Consider the following 14885-nt stretch of genomic DNA (forward strand, 5'->3'; position numbering starts at 1 on the left):
CATCCATGACACCGAAAGAGTATTTCACCCAGATCACCAAGGAGCGAGCCGAGCGCCCGGCGATCCGTGCAGCAGGCCTTGAGGCGCTGCAGCGCCTGGTGCCCATCGCTCAGCACGACAGCGGTCAGAGCCGCACCATCGGCCGCTTCCTGCTCGGCCTCTACAACGGGGTGGCGTACCCCTTCAACCTGGTCGAGCTGCGCGGCCTGGATACGCCGCTGTTCGAGGATTGCCTCGCCGTACTGCGCCTGGACCGCCGTCCGGAGCGTGAGGTGCATGAGTACTTCAAGAACGGCGACGCCATTTGGGCGGGCTTCCGCAAGCGCTGGGGGAGAGCGTGATGGCTGACGTGATCGACCAGGCCAACGAGCGGGCCGAGGAAATTCTGCAGAGCGCCATTGCCAGGCAGAGCTACCGGTCGGCAGCGCCAAGCGCGCTGTGGTGCGAGGACTGCGGCGAGCGCATTCCGGAGGCTCGCCGGGTGGCGGTGCCGGGCTGCGATTGCTGCGTGAGTTGCCAGGAAATCCGCGAGATCCGCGGGAATTGAGAGACGGCGCCGAGGAGTGGCAGCTCCCCGGCGCCCACCACTGCGAAGGAGAGAACCATGCAAGATCATCAACTATCGAGCGGCCTGGAAGAGGCTAGCGTATCGAACCCCATCAAGCGATACGTCGTGACGGATACCTGGGAAGACTACTCGGTCACCCTGGAGGTAGACCACGGCATCCTGACCGAGGAGCGCGCCCAGCAGATCAATGAGTTCTGGAGCGGGGACGACTACAGGCTGGATAAGGAGAACGGGGATGTTGTGCGGGCCGTCATCCGTCTGGCCGGCGCCACGCTGATCCGCGTGATGTTAGAACAGGGGGGGACTGACTTCGGTGAAAAGAACACAGATGCGCAACTCGCATGGACTGCCGACCTGCACGAGGAAGAGGGCTGGGGCGGCACTGACGAGACGATCTTCGGGTGGTGCGGAATCCGTTGTGTCGGTGCGTATGTCGATGTGCCCGGGTTCGACAACGTCGAACTGAAGGAGGTGGCCCATGGCTGACTACGTATCGACCGAAGAGGCGTGGGTTTTTGTATCGAGTGATGACATCGTCGAGAAATTCGACGAAGCGGCCATGCGCGCGTCCAGCTCACCTTTCGCACGCTGTTTTACCGCGCTCGTTGATCATGTTCGGGAACGGGAGGAGGCCACGGTGTCCGTGCCGGATGGGTGGAGGCTGGTTCCGATAGACGCAACGGGTGAGATGGTAAGCGCGCTCAAGGCCCGCATCGGCGTGACCCATCGCGGGGAATATTGAATGCCGGAAACGCACTGAACGATGCCATCGCCGCTGCGCCGACCCCGCCAGCGCAGCAGAGCCAGGCATGCGCCCACCAGTTCATGTACTTCGGAGATCAGAAGTTTCGCTGCTGTGCAGACTGCTGCAAGGTCGAGGGTAGAGACACCGCAGCGCCGGAGCATGACGCTGCAGAGGATCGCATAGCGGCTCAGGCTGAAATGCTGGTGCTGTTCGAGAAGGCCGCAAGCAGCGGGGGAGTATGGGACACGCTCGCAGGAATCGAGGCGCTATATACCGCAGGCTGCCGCATCAGCGAAAGGGGCGCAGCGCCGGGGCAGGCCGAGCAGCCAATGGTGGAGGTACCGCTGGAGCTACTGAAAGCGCTGTGGGACGTAAGCGCTAAGGCCCGCGCCTATTGGGAAGCATGCGAACAGCCGGGTGGGGCTGTAGACACAGCCGCAAGTGAGCTTGAGGCGGCCATGGGTAAGGCCGAATGGCAGTGCGGACGATTTAACGCATCAGGCGGAATCGAGGATCATCTGCTCGGATGTGACGTATGAGCACCGGCAAGAATTCCCACGTCACTGAACAGCAGGCCGCCGCCCTGGTCCGCTTTGCGGAACAGTATGGCCGCGGATGGAAGGAAGAGCTGCATTTCCAGTGGATGCGCTCCAATTACCCTCTCAGTCTCCAAGAGGATCGTCCCTTGCTGCAGCAGGTTCGTAACCATCTTGGAGGTAGGTGGTTGCTTCGCACGAGCCTTCCCACGTTGCGTGAGATCGCCAGCGGAAATCGGAGAACGCGAGCGTGAGCGATATTCCGGTACGCCAGCAGCTCCTCGAGGCCGAGGCGCACACCTGGTTGCGCAAGGGCTACACCTCGCCGGAGCGGATCGAGGAGCTGCGCGAGTTCGTCGGCAAGAAGCGTGGTGCGGCAGCGGTCGAGCGGTTGGTTGAGGAGATGCGCCGGCAGTTGGGGAGGCGGCGGGAGTGGCTTCCAGTAGGAGGTGACGGCGCATGACAGGCTCGAGCATCCTCACCTTCGAGGACCTGCAGCGCATCACCGGATACCAGCGCCGGGCGGATGTCGAGCGTACCCTCATCGAGCAGGGGGTGAGATTGTTCCGCGGCCGTACTGGCCCTTGGACTACCATAGCACTCATCAACCAGGCCGGCGGCGTCAAGCCAGCCACTCCGGAGCACTACAACGCCGATATTTTATGAGACGAGGCAGGAAGCGAAAGCACAATCCCAGGATACCCGCCCACATCGATCAGGCCGCCCTCCCGGCGGCCGTTTACTTCGATCACCGAGGATTGGGCGTCTGGTACACCCTTTATACCGACGAGGCCGGCAGTCAGCGCCGAACCAACCTTGCACCGCCATCCGTTACGCTTTCAGAGCTGCACCGGATCATGGAGGATCGCAACGGTGTAGATCGCGACAGCCTGCGCTACCTCTGCGAGCAATTCCACGACAGCCAGCAGCTGAAGCGTCTGAGTCTGAAGACCCAGGCCGACTACTGCTATTCCCGCGACGTCCTGCTGCAGATCCCAACTAAGATCGGCAAGCCGCTTGGCGAGCTGGACGTCCGCAAGTTCACCCCTGCCCTGGTCCAGCGCATCATTGACCGCATCGCCGACGAAGGGACGCCATCAAAAGCTGCCCACGCGCTGCGCTACCTGCGTCGGGTCATGCAGTGGGGGCGCAATCGGGGCTACCTCGAGAACAACCCCGCGCTGGGCATCGAGGCCCCGATCGAGCGCCGCCAGCGTCGTCTTCCCGACCAGGATGTCATGACGGTGCTGATCCAGCGTGCCCGGGAGCTGGGCAAGCTCAAGCGCGGCCAGCCAGGCGCTTGCCCAGCCTACCTCTGGTGCGTCATGGAGATCGGCTATCTCTGCCGACTGCGAGGCATCGAGACGGTGACCCTCACCGACGCAAACGAGCTCGAGGAAGGCGTGCTGACGAATCGCCGCAAGGGTAGCCGGGACAATATCGTGCGCTGGTCCCCTCGCCTGCGCGAGGCCTGGGATTCGGCAAAGGCGATCCGCAACGACATCTGGGCCAAGCGATCCTTTCCGGTCCCTATCTCCCCTGCCCTGCGCCGAGTCATCGTGGCCTCGCATGGCGGCGCTCTGCAGAAATCGAGCCTGGACACTGCCTGGCAGCGCTTCATCACCGAAGCGATCAAGGATGGCGTCATCACCCAGGAGCAGCGCTTCGGCCTGCACGACCTCAAGCGTCGCGGCATCACCGACACTGTCGGCACCCGTGCCGAAAAGCAGGAGGCCAGCGGCCACCGTGACGAATCCATGATGGACATCTACGACCTCAGCCTGCCCCTCGTAAACCCCTCATCCGACTGATTTCCCCACGTAAAACAAGGATCTGTGGCCGCATGGAAAGCGGCCTCAAGGGGCGCGCATGCGTAAAATTCTGATCGCTAACCTACTGATTTTTAATCAGTAAGTGGGTTCCTTGTAATCAGTAGGTCCCGGGTTCGATTCCTGGTGCCGGCACCACAAACATCCTTCCGCTTGCTCCCGAGCAACGCGGAAATCCAAAAAACCGGCTCTTGCAGCCGGTTTTTTGTTTGCGCCTGACCGTATCCGCCCTCGTCTGGATACTCCAACCTCGCGTCAAGGACGATCGGTTGTCCGACGCTCCGAGGCCTTACCTGCGAGCACTGTACCGAGTTGCCAGAGGAGCACTCGGGATTGTCGCTCGAACAGCTGTCCGAACCGCCGGGGCATATTCATGCCGATCCCTGGCCGGTTGGCTCGGCACTGCCTTTTCAAACGCCCCGGCTTTCCTGGTTCAGTGACCGGAGAATCGGCTCTGCCGTTTTGCCGCTTTTATAGAGGCCGGCCGAACAGAGAAAAGCAAACAAGTCCTGTGCCCGACGCGCAGCCGGACTCGACGTTTGCCAATTTCATCTTGGAGCCGAGTGCCTGCTCATCATCTCGATAGTTGCAATTTTCTTTGTCCGAGCTACGTTGAGATAAAAGATTTGCTTAAGGTAAGAGGGCTTCGTTTTGGATAAAGAAGTAGATAAGGAGATCGACATGATGCATAGCCTTTACCCGGTTGGCAGCGATGCAATCCCTGATGAAAAGTATGGACTAGGCTTAAAAGTCAAAGCAAAAGAGGAGCAAGAGGATAGTCCCTATCCCGATATCGATGAGGTGGCAAAACTAAGCGAAAACTAAGCGTGTAAATAGCCAACGGCGCAATCCTGTTTTTCTTCAGGAAACAGGATGCTGTAGCAACTTTTTATCCGCACCCCTATATATCGAAGTCCAGCCCGATATATAGGGTGTTCTGGCTGAACAGTAACTTCAGAAACGCTCCAATCTCTCTTTCGAAGAATAGACAGTGCCCCGGATAGCGTCCCGACCAGACGCTGTCGATCACGCCCGGGGACGGGCCACGGACTGCCGTGCTTTCCTCGACTCGCTCGCCTCATCGCCCTCAGTAGCTAGCGCCTCACGCCCCGGCGGAGCCGAAGCGAGCGCGTGTTCGTGCAGATCGCTCCGGCGACCACGCCTCACTCGTCGACGATCTCGGCATCTCCCCAGCGCCAGCGGGCGATGGCCAAGGCTTGCTTGCGGTTCATGAAAGGGCCGATCAGAGTGAGTCGATAGCCCGGCATCGCGACCGTCCAGACGTTGCGTCGTGGATGCTCCTTGGCGGCGTTCAGGATCTCGATGACCAGGGCCTTGTGGGCCTGCAGATCGGCCAACAGGTCAGGGGGCGGCAGATGCTCCGCCTGCAGATGCAGGCGCCGGCCTCTCGAGGTGAGGGTGACGCCTTCGTCTTTGGCTCGCTGAATGATTTCGAATGCATTCATAAGCGTTTCTCCAAGGCAACGAATCGGCTGCGCAGGAAAAAGAGACCACAAAACGCTCGAAAGAATTGAGCGTAGAACATCGTCTTCGTCGAAGCCAGACGGCGGAGCGCAGGGGCGGCCAACCGATATCGCAGGTTGGGTATGGACGCCGGAAGCGTATTTGCACAAGGATGGAAACGCGAGGGCAACTATCCATCATGCAGAGTTGCCAGCCGATCTTGCCTGAACGCCGCAGCCCTAACGTTTATGCAGTCGTTGCCACTATCCTCTCGATACCGGCCGAGCACAAACTTCAGACCTGTTTCAGATCGCGAAAATTTTCACGAAAAAATGATAAATATTAGCCCACACAATTATTGGGAGCATTATTCGCACGACAAATCACCATGACCGTTCGTCGCCAAGCTGCTCTACAGCGAGAGACAACGTCATTTCAATACTTAACTATAAAAGTCGAGCAGGCTCGACCAACTCTATAAAGCATTGGTTTCGGGAGTCATTTTGAAATGGACGGATTGACACGCTGCGCTTATCGGCGCTTTGAATTAGCTCATGTTTATCTCGATACCGCCAATGAGCTATGCGGCGAAAACAACAACAAGGCGTCAGCGAAGTTCTTCAGAAACAAAGCCTACTATGAGAGAGCCCGCGCCAACGCCCTCCTCGAAATGTTGGCGGAGACTTCCTGCAACAAGTCCGTCGAGTCCCAACCGGCCGCCAATAGGCACCTGGCGGACACTTCGCAAACCGAAGACCTCTTATGCTAGGCCGGCCGGAATAACATCAAGCAGTGCAGTTGTCTCGGGCCTTCGACCCAAGACGACCAAGTACTCTGCGCCTGGACAAGACGGCCTCCAGCCATGCCAGGCGACGATCGAGCGGACTTCGTGGTGCGGCCCGCCAGGGCCGGGTGCCACGCGCTCATTGAAGGCCAAAACGCGCCCTGACCGGGCCGAGCGTTGTTTGTCCAGCAAATTGCGATAGCGCACCTAGGAAAACGGACCAGCCACGGCCCCGGTGCCATTTTCCCCTGCACGCGCGCCGATACCGGTCGGTCTGGCGATCTTCGGTACGACTGCTTGCTCCGCCTTTCCCCGCCGAAAACACTGCCGGCAATCCGTGCCTCAACCTACAGACAAAAGAGTAGCAGGTAACGATAAAATACACTGGTGAAACGATTTACCAACGAATAAACTCCAGAAATCGGGCTGCTTGCCAAACTAAATCCGAGGCATTAAGGTAGCGCTGTCCAAGCAGTGCGCCCTTGGGTCCGGTGCGACTCCGCCCCGAACAGCCGCTCTGAGACAACGCCAAAGCGGCAATCGACAAGAACAACAAGCAGGATGGCAGCAACGCTGTCTGCCGTGGCAAGGGCTCCTCGCCACAGATAGCGCTACCCCTGCATCGAGGTGTCCTATGCGCTCATCCATCGCCATATCGAACAATCCAAGAGCTACCAGCCGTAGCCCGCTCCGCGCTCTCCAGCCGTTCGCCCGGTACGGCACGGCAGACGCCGAACCTCGAAGGCGCTCCCTCTCTCTCGTCGGCAGTCTCAGCACCCTCTTGCGCACCGCCTGACCGGCGAGCCAAGCCGAGTCGCGCCCGGCCGTGACAGCCAGAGGCTGAATCGTCCCCGAAAGACGCATACCGCAGGCGGCCGGCCAGGTTTCCGGCCGCCCCGGAACACCGATTCCCGATTTGAAACTCCTGCCGGGCAGCGCTCCGCGTGCTGGCAGAGGGCTCCTTGAAAGCAACAATCACAACAAGAGGAAACACGCGATGACGACTGTGGAAACGACCTTTAACGCAGCCGACACGGATAGCCCGGCAACAACCGAAACGCGGAAACTGAGCCTGTATGTCTTCGCCCTGTTCTTCATCTTCGGCGGCCTGACCAGTCTCAACGACGTGCTGGTGCCCAAGCTGAAAAGCCTGTTCAGCCTCAGCTATACCGAGGCCATGCTGGTGCAGTCGGCGTTCTTCTTCGCCTACTTCGTGGCGTCCATACCGGCCGGCCTGCTGATCGCGCGCATCGGCTACATGAAGGCCGCCGTGGTCGGCCTGCTGACCATGGCGCTCGGCTGTCTGATGTTCATACCGGCGACCTTGTCGACGCTGTTCCCGGTATTCCTCGGCGCCCTGTTCATCCTGGCGGTGGGCGTCACCACCGTTCAGGTGGTGGCCAACCCTCTGCTGTCGCTGCTCGGGCCGGGCTCGACCGCGCACAGCCGGCTGACCCTGGGCCAGGGCTTCAATTCGCTGGGCACCACCGTCGCCCCCTACATCGGCGCCATCCTGATCCTCGGCGCCCTGAACGAAGTGGACCCGGCGACCCTGTCGGCCTCCGAACTCACGGCGTTCCTGGCCCATGAGGCCAGCGTCATCAGCAACACCTATGCCGGCATCGCCCTGGTGATCTGCCTGATCGCCGCCATCGTCTGGCTGCAGCGCAACGCGCTGAAGTCCTCCGGCAAGCCCGAGCGCCTCAATCCGTTCTCCGCCCTCGACCTGCTCAAGCAGCCGCGCTTCGCCCTCGGCGCTTCCTGCATCTTCCTGTACGTCGGCGCCGAGGTGGCGATCGGCAGCCTGCTCACCGACTACCTGCGGCTCCCGACAACCCTGGGCCTGGCCGCGGAAGAGGCCGGCAAGCACGTGGCCTTCTACTGGGGTGGCGCCATGCTGGGCCGCTTCATCGGCGCGGCCCTGATGCGCCGCTACGCTCCCGGCAAGCTGCTGGCCTTCGCCGCCACCGCCGCGATCACCCTGATCGCCACGTCGGCCCTGTCGACCGGCGGCATCGCCGGCTGGACGCTGCTGGCGGTCGGGCTGTTCAACTCCATCATGTTCCCGACGATCTTCACCCTGGCCTCCGAAGGGCTCGGCAAGCGGGCCGCCGAAGGGTCGGGCCTGATCTGCTGCGCGATCGTCGGTGGCGCCATCGTGCCGCCGCTCACCGGCTTCGTCGCCGACCTGTCGGCACTCGCTCCGGCCCTGGCCGTTCCGGCCGTCTGCTACGCCGGCATCGCCGCCTATGGCTGGTATGCGCGTCGCCCCCACATGGCCGGCTGAACGCTGCCCGCGCCCGACGACACGCCGGCTCCTCCGCAGGAGCCGGCGTGTCGCCTTGCGCAGGCAGCGGCGGCACTCCCCCTATTTCATCAAAGCAACAAGAGCGCGAAATCCATGACTGTCGAAACCCACGTCCCAGCTCCTCGCTCGCTTTTGACCCTCATGCCCATGGCGTACTCCACGTTGCCGGAGGGCCTGCAATGAAACTGGCAATGGTCGGTGACATCGGGGGCACCAATGCGCGCTTCGCCCTCTGGAAGAACGGTCGGCTCGAGTCGGTACGCACGCTGGCCGCCGCCGAATTCGCCACTCCGGAGCGGGCCATCGAGGATTACCTGTCCGCCCTCGGGCTGGCGCTGGACAGCCTCTCCAGCCTGTGTCTGGGCTGCGCCGGGCCGGTGTCCGGCGAGGACTTCCGCTTCACCAACAACCACTGGACGCTCAACCGCACGGCGTTCCGCAAGGCACTGCAGCTGGACCACCTGCTGCTGATCAACGACTTCACCGCCATGGCGCTGGGCATGACGCGCCTGCGCGAGCACGAGCGCATCCAGATCTGCCCCGGCGCAGCCGAGCCGGACCGGCCGGCGCTGGTGATCGGCCCGGGCACCGGGCTCGGCGTCAGCACCCTGCTGCCCGACCGCGGCCAGGGCTGGCAGGTGCTGCCCGGCGAGGGCGGGCACGTCGACCTGCCGATCGGCAGCCTGCGCGAAGCGGCCCTGTGGCAGCAGCTGTTCGCCGAACTCGGTCACGTGCGCGCCGAGGACATCCTCAGCGGTAGCGGCCTGGTGCGCCTCTACCGCTCGATCTGCACCCTGGACAACCAGGTGCCGCGCCTGACCTCGCCCGCCGAGATCAGCAGCGCCGCGCTGGCCGGCGACCCGATCGCCGAAGAGGTGCTGAGCCTGTTCTGCGTCTGGCTCGGCCGCGTCGCCGGCAACGGCGTGCTGACCCTCGGCGCGCGCGGCGGGGTGTACATCGTCGGCGGGGTGATCCCGCGCTTCTCCGCCTTCTTCCAGTCCAGCGGCTTCGCCAAGAGCCTGTGCAGCAAGGGTTGCATGAGCCATTACGTCGAGGGCGTGCCGGTCTGGCTGGTGACCGCCGAGTATCCGGGCCTGGAAGGCGCCGGCGTGGCCCTGCAGCAACTGCTGGACGCCGGCGCCGCCGCTTGAGATTCCCCTTCCCCTCTCCCCCGCCGGGGAGAGGGCACTCCAAAAGCGCCTAACCGCCCTTCACCAACCGCAGCTTCGGCGCCGCGGGCGGCCGCCGCGCGACGGCATTCGCGCGGACGAACTCCACGAGGGCGTAGTGGCAGGCGTTGAACAGCGGACCGTCCTTCCAGGCGCCGCCCCGGTGTGCGGCGCTGTCTTCCAGGGCCTCGACGAAGACGATCTCCAGCAGCTTGACCGGCCCCTGACGGCGGACCTCGCTGCGGTGCGCCGGATTCACGTTCAGCAGGTCGCACAGGCCGTCGAAGCCCAGGGACTCGGCGATCCCCCCGCGATCCAGCAGCAGAGGGCGTCCGAAGCTCGCCAGGGCCCGGTACAGATCGCCCATGGCATCGCTCCGGTGGCTGGAAGCCTGTCGCTCCAGGTCGGCCACGGCGAGCCCGGTGAACGGCAGGAAGGGCCGCAGCTTGCCGGCCTGGCGGCGCAGGGCGCGGCGTTCGGCGCGGATGCTGTCCAGCTCCCGGGCGAAGACCCGGCAAAGGCGGCGGGCCGCGATCAGCCGGGTGCGCACGGTAGCCGTCGGACAGACGGAAAGATCGGCGAGAAGGTGCAGGTGCTCGGCTTTCATAGGAACGACTCCATCCTGAATGCAGGTCCGCGGACGCGCCTCGTCGGCGGGCTCCATGTCCTGCGCAGCGACTAGCGCAAGGCCATACCCGTTCAGTCTTGTACCTCGTTCCGCTTTCGGCCAGTGCCGGCACCTGCAGTCCGTCGCTTCGCTGGTTCCCGCAACGCCCGCTCAGCTTCGCCAGCCAGTCCCGGGCGGAATTCCGCCTTCCGCGGCGGGTTCAACACCCCAGCGATGGCGACATTTCGCCACAGGCCCACCGGAAAACACCCGATTCTTGCTCCAGAGCATGGATTTTCGGCGCTTTCACACGAATGGCATACATCCTGCTCCTTGCACCTTCGTGCATGCAGGCCAGCCCTGCATCCACCGACGAAAGCCTTTCGGAAACGAAAGGCCAGCGCATCGACGGGTGTGCGCCCGACCGAGTCGGGCGCCGCCCTCCAGGAGAAGCAGGTTCAGACGGCCTTGCGCGAGCGCGCGGCCGGCCCGGACGTGCCGAACAAGAACAACAGTTGATCCGGATGCGACAGCTTCATCGCCAGTAGCGGCAGGCCCCGTCGGCGATCCCGACCGGCCGTCGGCAGCGCGCCACCCCGTGCTCGCCGGAGCCTTGCGAAACCTACTCACACCTTCAACAGGTCCGTCTTATGAAAAAACTGTTACTGACTTTCCTGTGCGCCAGCATCGTCGGCTGTGCCAAACAGGACGACGCGGAGAAGACCGTGGACGTTCTGCTGATCGGCGGCGGCATCATGAGTGCCAGCCTCGGCACCTACCTCAAGGAGCTGGAGCCCGCCTGGACGATCGACATCTACGAGCGCCTCGACCAGGTCGCCGCGGAAAGCTCCAACCCCTGGAACAACGCCGGCACCGGCCACTCGGCGTTCTGCGAGCTGAACTACACCCCCGAGAAACCCGACGGCCACGTCGACATCAGCAAGGCGCTGGCGGTCACCGAATCCTTCGAGATCTCCCGGCAGTTCTGGGCCCACCAGGTCGAGAAGGGCGTGCTGAGCGATCCGCACTCCTTCATCAACGACGTGCCGCACATCAGCTTCGTCTGGGGCGACGAGAACGTCGCCTTCCTGAAGAAGCGCCATGAGGCGATGCAGCACAGCACGCTGTACCGCGGCATGGAGTACAGCGAGGACCACGCGACCATCGAGCAATGGGCGCCGCTGGTGATGGAAGGCCGCCCGGCCGACCAGAAGGTCGCCGCGACGCGCATGCCGATCGGCACCGACGTCAACTTCGGCGAAATCACCCGCCAGCTGATGGGCGCGCTGACCAAGCACGACGACGTCAAGCTGAACCTCAAGCACGAAGTGCGCGACTTCAAGCACAACGACGACGGCACCTGGAGCGTGACGGTCGCCGACCTGGCCAAGGGCGGCGAGGAAAAGACCGTCAAGGCCAGGTTCGTGTTCATCGGCGCCGGCGGCGGCGCGCTGCCGCTGCTGCAGAAGACCGGCATCCCCGAGGCCGACGGCTACGCCGGTTTCCCGGTGGGCGGCCAGTTCCTCTACACCAGCAACCCCGAGGTCGTCGAGCGTCACCTGGCCAAGGTCTACGGCAAGGCCTCCGTCGGCGCCCCGCCGATGTCCGTGCCGCACCTGGACACCCGCCTGATCGACGGCAAGCGCGCGCTGCTCTTCGGGCCCTTCGCCACCTTCTCCACCAAGTTCCTGAAGAACGGCTCGCTGCTGGACATGCCGCGCTCGCTGAGCACGGACAACTTCATGCCGATCATGCACGCCGGCCTCGACAACCTGCCGCTCAGCACCTACCTGATCGGCCAGCTGATGCTCAGCCAGGAAGAACGCATCGAGGAACTGCGCGAGTACTTCCCGGAAGCCAAGGCCGAGGACTGGAAACTGCTCAACGCCGGCCAGCGCGTCCAGGTCATCAAGAAGGATCCGGAGAAAGGCGGCGTCCTGCAGTTCGGCACCGAGGTGGTGGCCGCCGCGGACGGCAGCATCGCCGCGCTGCTGGGTGCTTCGCCGGGCGCTTCCACCGCCGCGCCGATCATGCTCACCGTGCTGGAGAAGACCTTCAAGGACAAGGTCAAGACCCCCGAGTGGCAGGCTAAGCTGAAGGAGATCATTCCCTCCTACGGCCAGAAGCTCAACGACAACCTCGAGCTGACCAACAGCGTCCGCGCCATGACCAGCGAGCGCCTGCAGCTGAACTTCATGCCGGTCGCCCCGGAAGCCGCCGAGGCCCCGCCCCAGCCCACCCAGGCGGCCCTGTAAGCCGTCCCGCCCCGACCTCCCCCTCGCCCCGAGGGGATTTTCTTTCGGCCTCCCGCAACGGCTGCCGTCCGCTGGCCGGACGGCCCCGCCGGGAAAGCCCTTGAGTCCATCGTCAAGGAATCCCCGATGCGTCCCCTTCATGCGCTCCTGACGTTGCTGCTGACCTTCCTCATGGCCGGTCCGCAACCCGCCCTTGCCGAGCCCGCGCCAGGGCAGACCGACCGAAAACCCAAGGTCATCTTCTTCGATGTGAACGAAACCCTGCTCGACCTGGCGTCCATGCGCCAATCGGTCGGCGCCGCCCTGGGTGGCCGGCAGGACCTGCTGCCGCTGTGGTTCTCGACCATGCTGCATCACTCGCTGGTCGAAAGCGCCACCGGGCAGTACCACGACTTCGGCACGGTCGGCACCGCCGCGCTGCTGATGGTGGCGAAGAACAACGGCATCGCGCTGACCGAACAACAGGCCCGCAGCGCGATCGTCACGCCCCTGCTCAGGCTGCCGGCCCACCCTGAAGTGCGCGAAGGCCTGCAGGCCCTGAAAAGCCAGGGCTACACCCTGGTCACCCTGACCAACTCGACCCGCCGCGGCGTGCAGACCCAGCTCGAGAACGCCGGACTGGCGGACCTGTTCGCCGACAACCTGAGCATCGAGGAACTCAAGCTCTACAAGCCGCACCTGCGCACCTACCGCTGGGCCGCCGAACGGCTGGGCGTCAAGCCGGAAGAGGCACTGCTGGTGGCGGCCCACGGCTGGGATGTCGCCGGTGCCAAGGCCGCCGGCATGCCGGCGATCTTCGTCGCCCGCCCCGGCCAGAGCCTTTATCCGCTGGCCGCCGAACCCGACCGCACGGTCCGGGACATCCGCGAACTGGCCGAGGTGCTCGGCAAGCGTCCCTGAACGGATCGGAGCGGGCGCAATCCTCAGGCCACCCCGCTCTCCTCCACCGTCACCACGCAGCCCGGCTCGAAGGCGATCCGCTCGCCTTCGTAGCCGCGCGGATTGGAGATCACCCGGGTGCCGCCGATCTGGTAGTCGACCGCGTAATGGGTATGGCCGTGAATCCACAGATCCAGGCCCTCGCCCATCAGCTCGTCCCAGGCGTTGACGAAGGCCGCGTCGAGGGGCGTGCCGGCGTAGGGATGGCCGGCGATCGAGCGGCGCGATGGCGCATGATGGCTGATCACCACCGTCGGCCCGGCGAAGGGCTGCGCCAGCGCCTCGCGCAGCCAGGCGCGGGCGCGGCCGGCCAGGGCGGCGAAATCCTCGGGCACGGGCGCGCGCGCCTGCGTGCCCCAGCGGATCTGCCGGAAGTCGGCGACCCGCCGCTGCGCCACCTGCCGCGCCAGCTCCTCCTCGCCGGTCGCCCGGTAATCCGTCCAGGCGGTGACGCCGAGAAAACGCACCCCGCCCAGCACCACCTCGTCGAAATCCAGCACCTGCACGCGCTCGTCGGCCGCCTCGCGCATCCGCTGCAAGGTTTCCTGCAGGACGCCGCCGTAGTACTCGTGATTGCCCGGCACATAGAGCACCGGACAGTCGAACGCCTGCCGCGCCCAGGCCACGCCGCGCGCCGAAACGTCGATATCGCCGGCCAGCACCACCACGTCCGCCGCCACCGGCGCCGGGGTGAAGGGGGACAGTTCGTTGTGCAGGTCGGAGAGGATATGGATACGCATGGGACTGCTCCTTGACGTCTCAGAGGACTATAGCCGGGCGCTGTTGCGGGAAGATGGAGCGGCGACGGGCAGGTCCGGCCGCGGCGTTCCCGGACGGCTTTTCGCTTTCTTCACACGCCCCTTACGAATCCCTGACCCCCGGTACGTTAATTCTTCTCGGCAACGGAACAAGAGCGCGCGTTCATGCACGGCAAGCCGATCATCGAGAAACGATCCGGAGCGGAAGGCTGGTACTTCATCGGCACGCTCGTCCTCCTCTGCCTCTATCTGGGCCTGGCCCACGGCAAGGCGTCCGTGAGCCAGGCGCCGGCCGGGAACGGCATCGCCCGGCGGACCTGGGCGACGCCCGTCGAGCCGTCCTTCAACCTCTTCGCGATGTCGCCGACCCTGTACCGCAGCGCCCTGCCCGCGCGCGAACATCTCGCCCTGCTGCAGCAACTGAAGATTCGTACCGTGATCAGCTTCATCCAGGACGACGACCGGCAATGGCTGGGCGATGCGCCGATCCGTACCGTCAGCCTGCCGCTGCACGCCGACCGCGTCGATGACGACGACGTGCTCCACGCCTTGCGCAGCATCCGCGAGGCCGAGGCCCTGGGAGCGGTGCTGATCCATTGCAAGCACGGCAGCAACCGTACCGGCCTGGTGGCGGCCATGTACCGCATCGTCATCCAGGGCTGGAGCCGGGAGAAAGCCCTCGACGAACTGTACAACGGCGGCTTCGGCGCGGCGCAGGACCTGCAGGAGGCGGCGGACTACGTGCGACACGCCGATAGCGGCGCGATCCGCGCGGCCCTGGCCCAGGGCGAGGCATGCACGACGGCGCTGTCGAGCTGCCAGGTCGGCAACTGGCTCCGGCAGCTCCTCGACGGTCCGGCGCAGGCCGGGAGAGCGCCGGGCCGGTAAGCCGCCGCCGACCAGGGCTCGCGTCCGGCAGCCGT

General features: G+C 64.3%; 18 protein-coding genes. 15 read left to right on the plus strand and 3 right to left on the minus strand.

The window, feature by feature from the left end:
- The first annotated feature begins 5 nt into the window (after positions 1-5).
- The 10 genes from Atro_RS11655 to Atro_RS11700 all read left to right on the plus strand — a co-directional run bounded on the left by Atro_RS11655 (position 6) and on the right by Atro_RS11700 (position 4503).
- Positions 6-341, plus strand: coding sequence for a DUF7673 family protein (locus Atro_RS11655; RefSeq protein WP_497922440.1), 336 nt, complete (start codon positions 6-8; stop codon positions 339-341).
- Positions 341-547, plus strand: coding sequence for a TraR/DksA family transcriptional regulator (locus Atro_RS11660; protein WP_497922442.1), 207 nt, complete (start codon positions 341-343; stop codon positions 545-547). Before Atro_RS11655 ends, Atro_RS11660 begins: the two co-directional genes overlap by 1 nt.
- Before the next feature lie 57 nt (positions 548-604).
- Positions 605-1054 (plus strand): DUF2528 family protein, encoded by a 450-nt coding sequence (locus Atro_RS11665; RefSeq protein ID WP_497922444.1) that lies wholly within the window; start codon positions 605-607, stop codon positions 1052-1054.
- On the plus strand, positions 1047-1310 hold the full coding sequence (locus Atro_RS11670) for a hypothetical protein (RefSeq protein ID WP_497922446.1): 264 nt from the start codon (positions 1047-1049) through the stop codon (positions 1308-1310). The genes Atro_RS11665 and Atro_RS11670 overlap by 8 nt, the downstream gene beginning before the upstream one ends.
- Before the next feature lie 200 nt (positions 1311-1510).
- Positions 1511-1852: a hypothetical protein gene (locus Atro_RS11675; RefSeq protein ID WP_497922447.1), complete on the plus strand. Its 342-nt coding sequence runs from the start codon at positions 1511-1513 to the stop codon at positions 1850-1852.
- Positions 1849-2103, plus strand: a complete 255-nt coding sequence (locus Atro_RS11680) for a hypothetical protein (protein WP_497922448.1) — start codon at positions 1849-1851, stop codon at positions 2101-2103. Before Atro_RS11675 ends, Atro_RS11680 begins: the two co-directional genes overlap by 4 nt.
- Positions 2100-2312, plus strand: coding sequence for a DUF7696 family protein (locus tag Atro_RS11685; RefSeq protein ID WP_497922450.1), 213 nt, complete (start codon positions 2100-2102; stop codon positions 2310-2312). Before Atro_RS11680 ends, Atro_RS11685 begins: the two co-directional genes overlap by 4 nt.
- Positions 2309-2515, plus strand: coding sequence for a DUF4224 domain-containing protein (locus tag Atro_RS11690; RefSeq protein WP_497922452.1), 207 nt, complete (start codon positions 2309-2311; stop codon positions 2513-2515). The genes Atro_RS11685 and Atro_RS11690 overlap by 4 nt, the downstream gene beginning before the upstream one ends.
- Positions 2512-3660 (plus strand): site-specific integrase, encoded by a 1149-nt coding sequence (locus tag Atro_RS11695; protein WP_497922454.1) that lies wholly within the window; start codon positions 2512-2514, stop codon positions 3658-3660. The genes Atro_RS11690 and Atro_RS11695 overlap by 4 nt, the downstream gene beginning before the upstream one ends.
- A gap of 669 nt (positions 3661-4329) precedes the next feature.
- Positions 4330-4503 carry a hypothetical protein gene (locus tag Atro_RS11700; protein WP_497922456.1) on the plus strand — a complete coding sequence of 58 codons (174 nt, stop codon included), beginning with the start codon at positions 4330-4332 and terminating at the stop codon, positions 4501-4503.
- Positions 4504-4841: 338 nt separating this feature from the next.
- Here the strand turns inward: Atro_RS11700 and Atro_RS11705 are convergent, their stop codons facing one another.
- Positions 4842-5144 carry a hypothetical protein gene (locus Atro_RS11705; protein ID WP_497922458.1) on the minus strand — a complete coding sequence of 101 codons (303 nt, stop codon included), beginning with the start codon at positions 5142-5144 and terminating at the stop codon, positions 4842-4844.
- A 1779-nt stretch (positions 5145-6923) separates the two neighbouring features.
- On the opposite strand from Atro_RS11705, the gene Atro_RS11710 reads away from it, so the two are divergent.
- Together Atro_RS11710 and Atro_RS11715 are read left to right on the plus strand one after the other, a co-directional pair.
- On the plus strand, positions 6924-8213 hold the full coding sequence (locus tag Atro_RS11710) for a sugar MFS transporter (RefSeq protein ID WP_497922460.1): 1290 nt from the start codon (positions 6924-6926) through the stop codon (positions 8211-8213).
- A gap of 200 nt (positions 8214-8413) precedes the next feature.
- Positions 8414-9385: a glucokinase gene (locus Atro_RS11715; RefSeq protein WP_497922462.1), complete on the plus strand. Its 972-nt coding sequence runs from the start codon at positions 8414-8416 to the stop codon at positions 9383-9385.
- A 49-nt stretch (positions 9386-9434) separates the two neighbouring features.
- Here Atro_RS11715 and Atro_RS11720 read toward each other — a convergent pair whose 3' ends face one another.
- A complete protein-coding gene (locus Atro_RS11720; RefSeq protein WP_497922464.1) occupies positions 9435-10010 on the minus strand; it encodes a hypothetical protein in 576 nt (191 codons plus the stop codon).
- A 650-nt stretch (positions 10011-10660) separates the two neighbouring features.
- Here Atro_RS11720 and Atro_RS11725 point away from each other — a divergent pair.
- Together Atro_RS11725 and Atro_RS11730 are read left to right on the plus strand one after the other, a co-directional pair.
- Positions 10661-12265 (plus strand): malate:quinone oxidoreductase, encoded by a 1605-nt coding sequence (locus Atro_RS11725; RefSeq protein WP_497922466.1) that lies wholly within the window; start codon positions 10661-10663, stop codon positions 12263-12265.
- 126 nt (positions 12266-12391) lie between these two features.
- Complete coding sequence (locus tag Atro_RS11730; protein ID WP_497922468.1) at positions 12392-13165, plus strand: haloacid dehalogenase type II; 774 nt, start codon at positions 12392-12394, stop codon at positions 13163-13165.
- Between the two features lie 23 nt (positions 13166-13188).
- On the opposite strand, the gene Atro_RS11735 is transcribed toward Atro_RS11730, so the two are convergent.
- A complete protein-coding gene (locus tag Atro_RS11735; RefSeq protein ID WP_497922470.1) occupies positions 13189-13944 on the minus strand; it encodes a metallophosphoesterase in 756 nt (251 codons plus the stop codon).
- A gap of 183 nt (positions 13945-14127) precedes the next feature.
- Here Atro_RS11735 and Atro_RS11740 point away from each other — a divergent pair, with 183 nt between their 5' ends.
- Positions 14128-14850: a phosphatase domain-containing protein gene (locus tag Atro_RS11740; RefSeq protein ID WP_497922471.1), complete on the plus strand. Its 723-nt coding sequence runs from the start codon at positions 14128-14130 to the stop codon at positions 14848-14850.
- The last annotated feature ends 35 nt before the right edge of the window (positions 14851-14885 follow it).

The sequence above is a fragment of the Azotobacter tropicalis genome, from assembly GCF_059739045.1.

What these genes read in the sequence shown, in the direction of transcription:
- Atro_RS11655 (WP_497922440.1), top strand. Translation starts at nt 6, where the DNA reads ATGACACCGAAAGAGTATTTCACCCAGATCACCAAGGAGCGAGCCGAG.
- Atro_RS11660 (WP_497922442.1), top strand. Translation starts at nt 341, where the DNA reads ATGGCTGACGTGATCGACCAGGCCAACGAGCGGGCCGAGGAAATTCTG.
- Atro_RS11665 (WP_497922444.1), top strand. Translation starts at nt 605, where the DNA reads ATGCAAGATCATCAACTATCGAGCGGCCTGGAAGAGGCTAGCGTATCG.
- Atro_RS11670 (WP_497922446.1), top strand. Translation starts at nt 1,047, where the DNA reads ATGGCTGACTACGTATCGACCGAAGAGGCGTGGGTTTTTGTATCGAGT.
- Atro_RS11675 (WP_497922447.1), top strand. Translation starts at nt 1,511, where the DNA reads ATGCTGGTGCTGTTCGAGAAGGCCGCAAGCAGCGGGGGAGTATGGGAC.
- Atro_RS11680 (WP_497922448.1), top strand. Translation starts at nt 1,849, where the DNA reads ATGAGCACCGGCAAGAATTCCCACGTCACTGAACAGCAGGCCGCCGCC.
- Atro_RS11690 (WP_497922452.1), top strand. Translation starts at nt 2,309, where the DNA reads ATGACAGGCTCGAGCATCCTCACCTTCGAGGACCTGCAGCGCATCACC.
- Atro_RS11695 (WP_497922454.1), top strand. Translation starts at nt 2,512, where the DNA reads ATGAGACGAGGCAGGAAGCGAAAGCACAATCCCAGGATACCCGCCCAC.
- Atro_RS11705 (WP_497922458.1), bottom strand. Translation starts at nt 5,144, where the DNA reads ATGAATGCATTCGAAATCATTCAGCGAGCCAAAGACGAAGGCGTCACC.
- Atro_RS11710 (WP_497922460.1), top strand. Translation starts at nt 6,924, where the DNA reads ATGACGACTGTGGAAACGACCTTTAACGCAGCCGACACGGATAGCCCG.
- Atro_RS11715 (WP_497922462.1), top strand. Translation starts at nt 8,414, where the DNA reads ATGAAACTGGCAATGGTCGGTGACATCGGGGGCACCAATGCGCGCTTC.
- Atro_RS11720 (WP_497922464.1), bottom strand. Translation starts at nt 10,010, where the DNA reads ATGAAAGCCGAGCACCTGCACCTTCTCGCCGATCTTTCCGTCTGTCCG.
- Atro_RS11725 (WP_497922466.1), top strand. Translation starts at nt 10,661, where the DNA reads ATGAAAAAACTGTTACTGACTTTCCTGTGCGCCAGCATCGTCGGCTGT.
- Atro_RS11730 (WP_497922468.1), top strand. Translation starts at nt 12,392, where the DNA reads ATGCGTCCCCTTCATGCGCTCCTGACGTTGCTGCTGACCTTCCTCATG.
- Atro_RS11735 (WP_497922470.1), bottom strand. Translation starts at nt 13,944, where the DNA reads ATGCGTATCCATATCCTCTCCGACCTGCACAACGAACTGTCCCCCTTC.
- Atro_RS11740 (WP_497922471.1), top strand. Translation starts at nt 14,128, where the DNA reads ATGCACGGCAAGCCGATCATCGAGAAACGATCCGGAGCGGAAGGCTGG.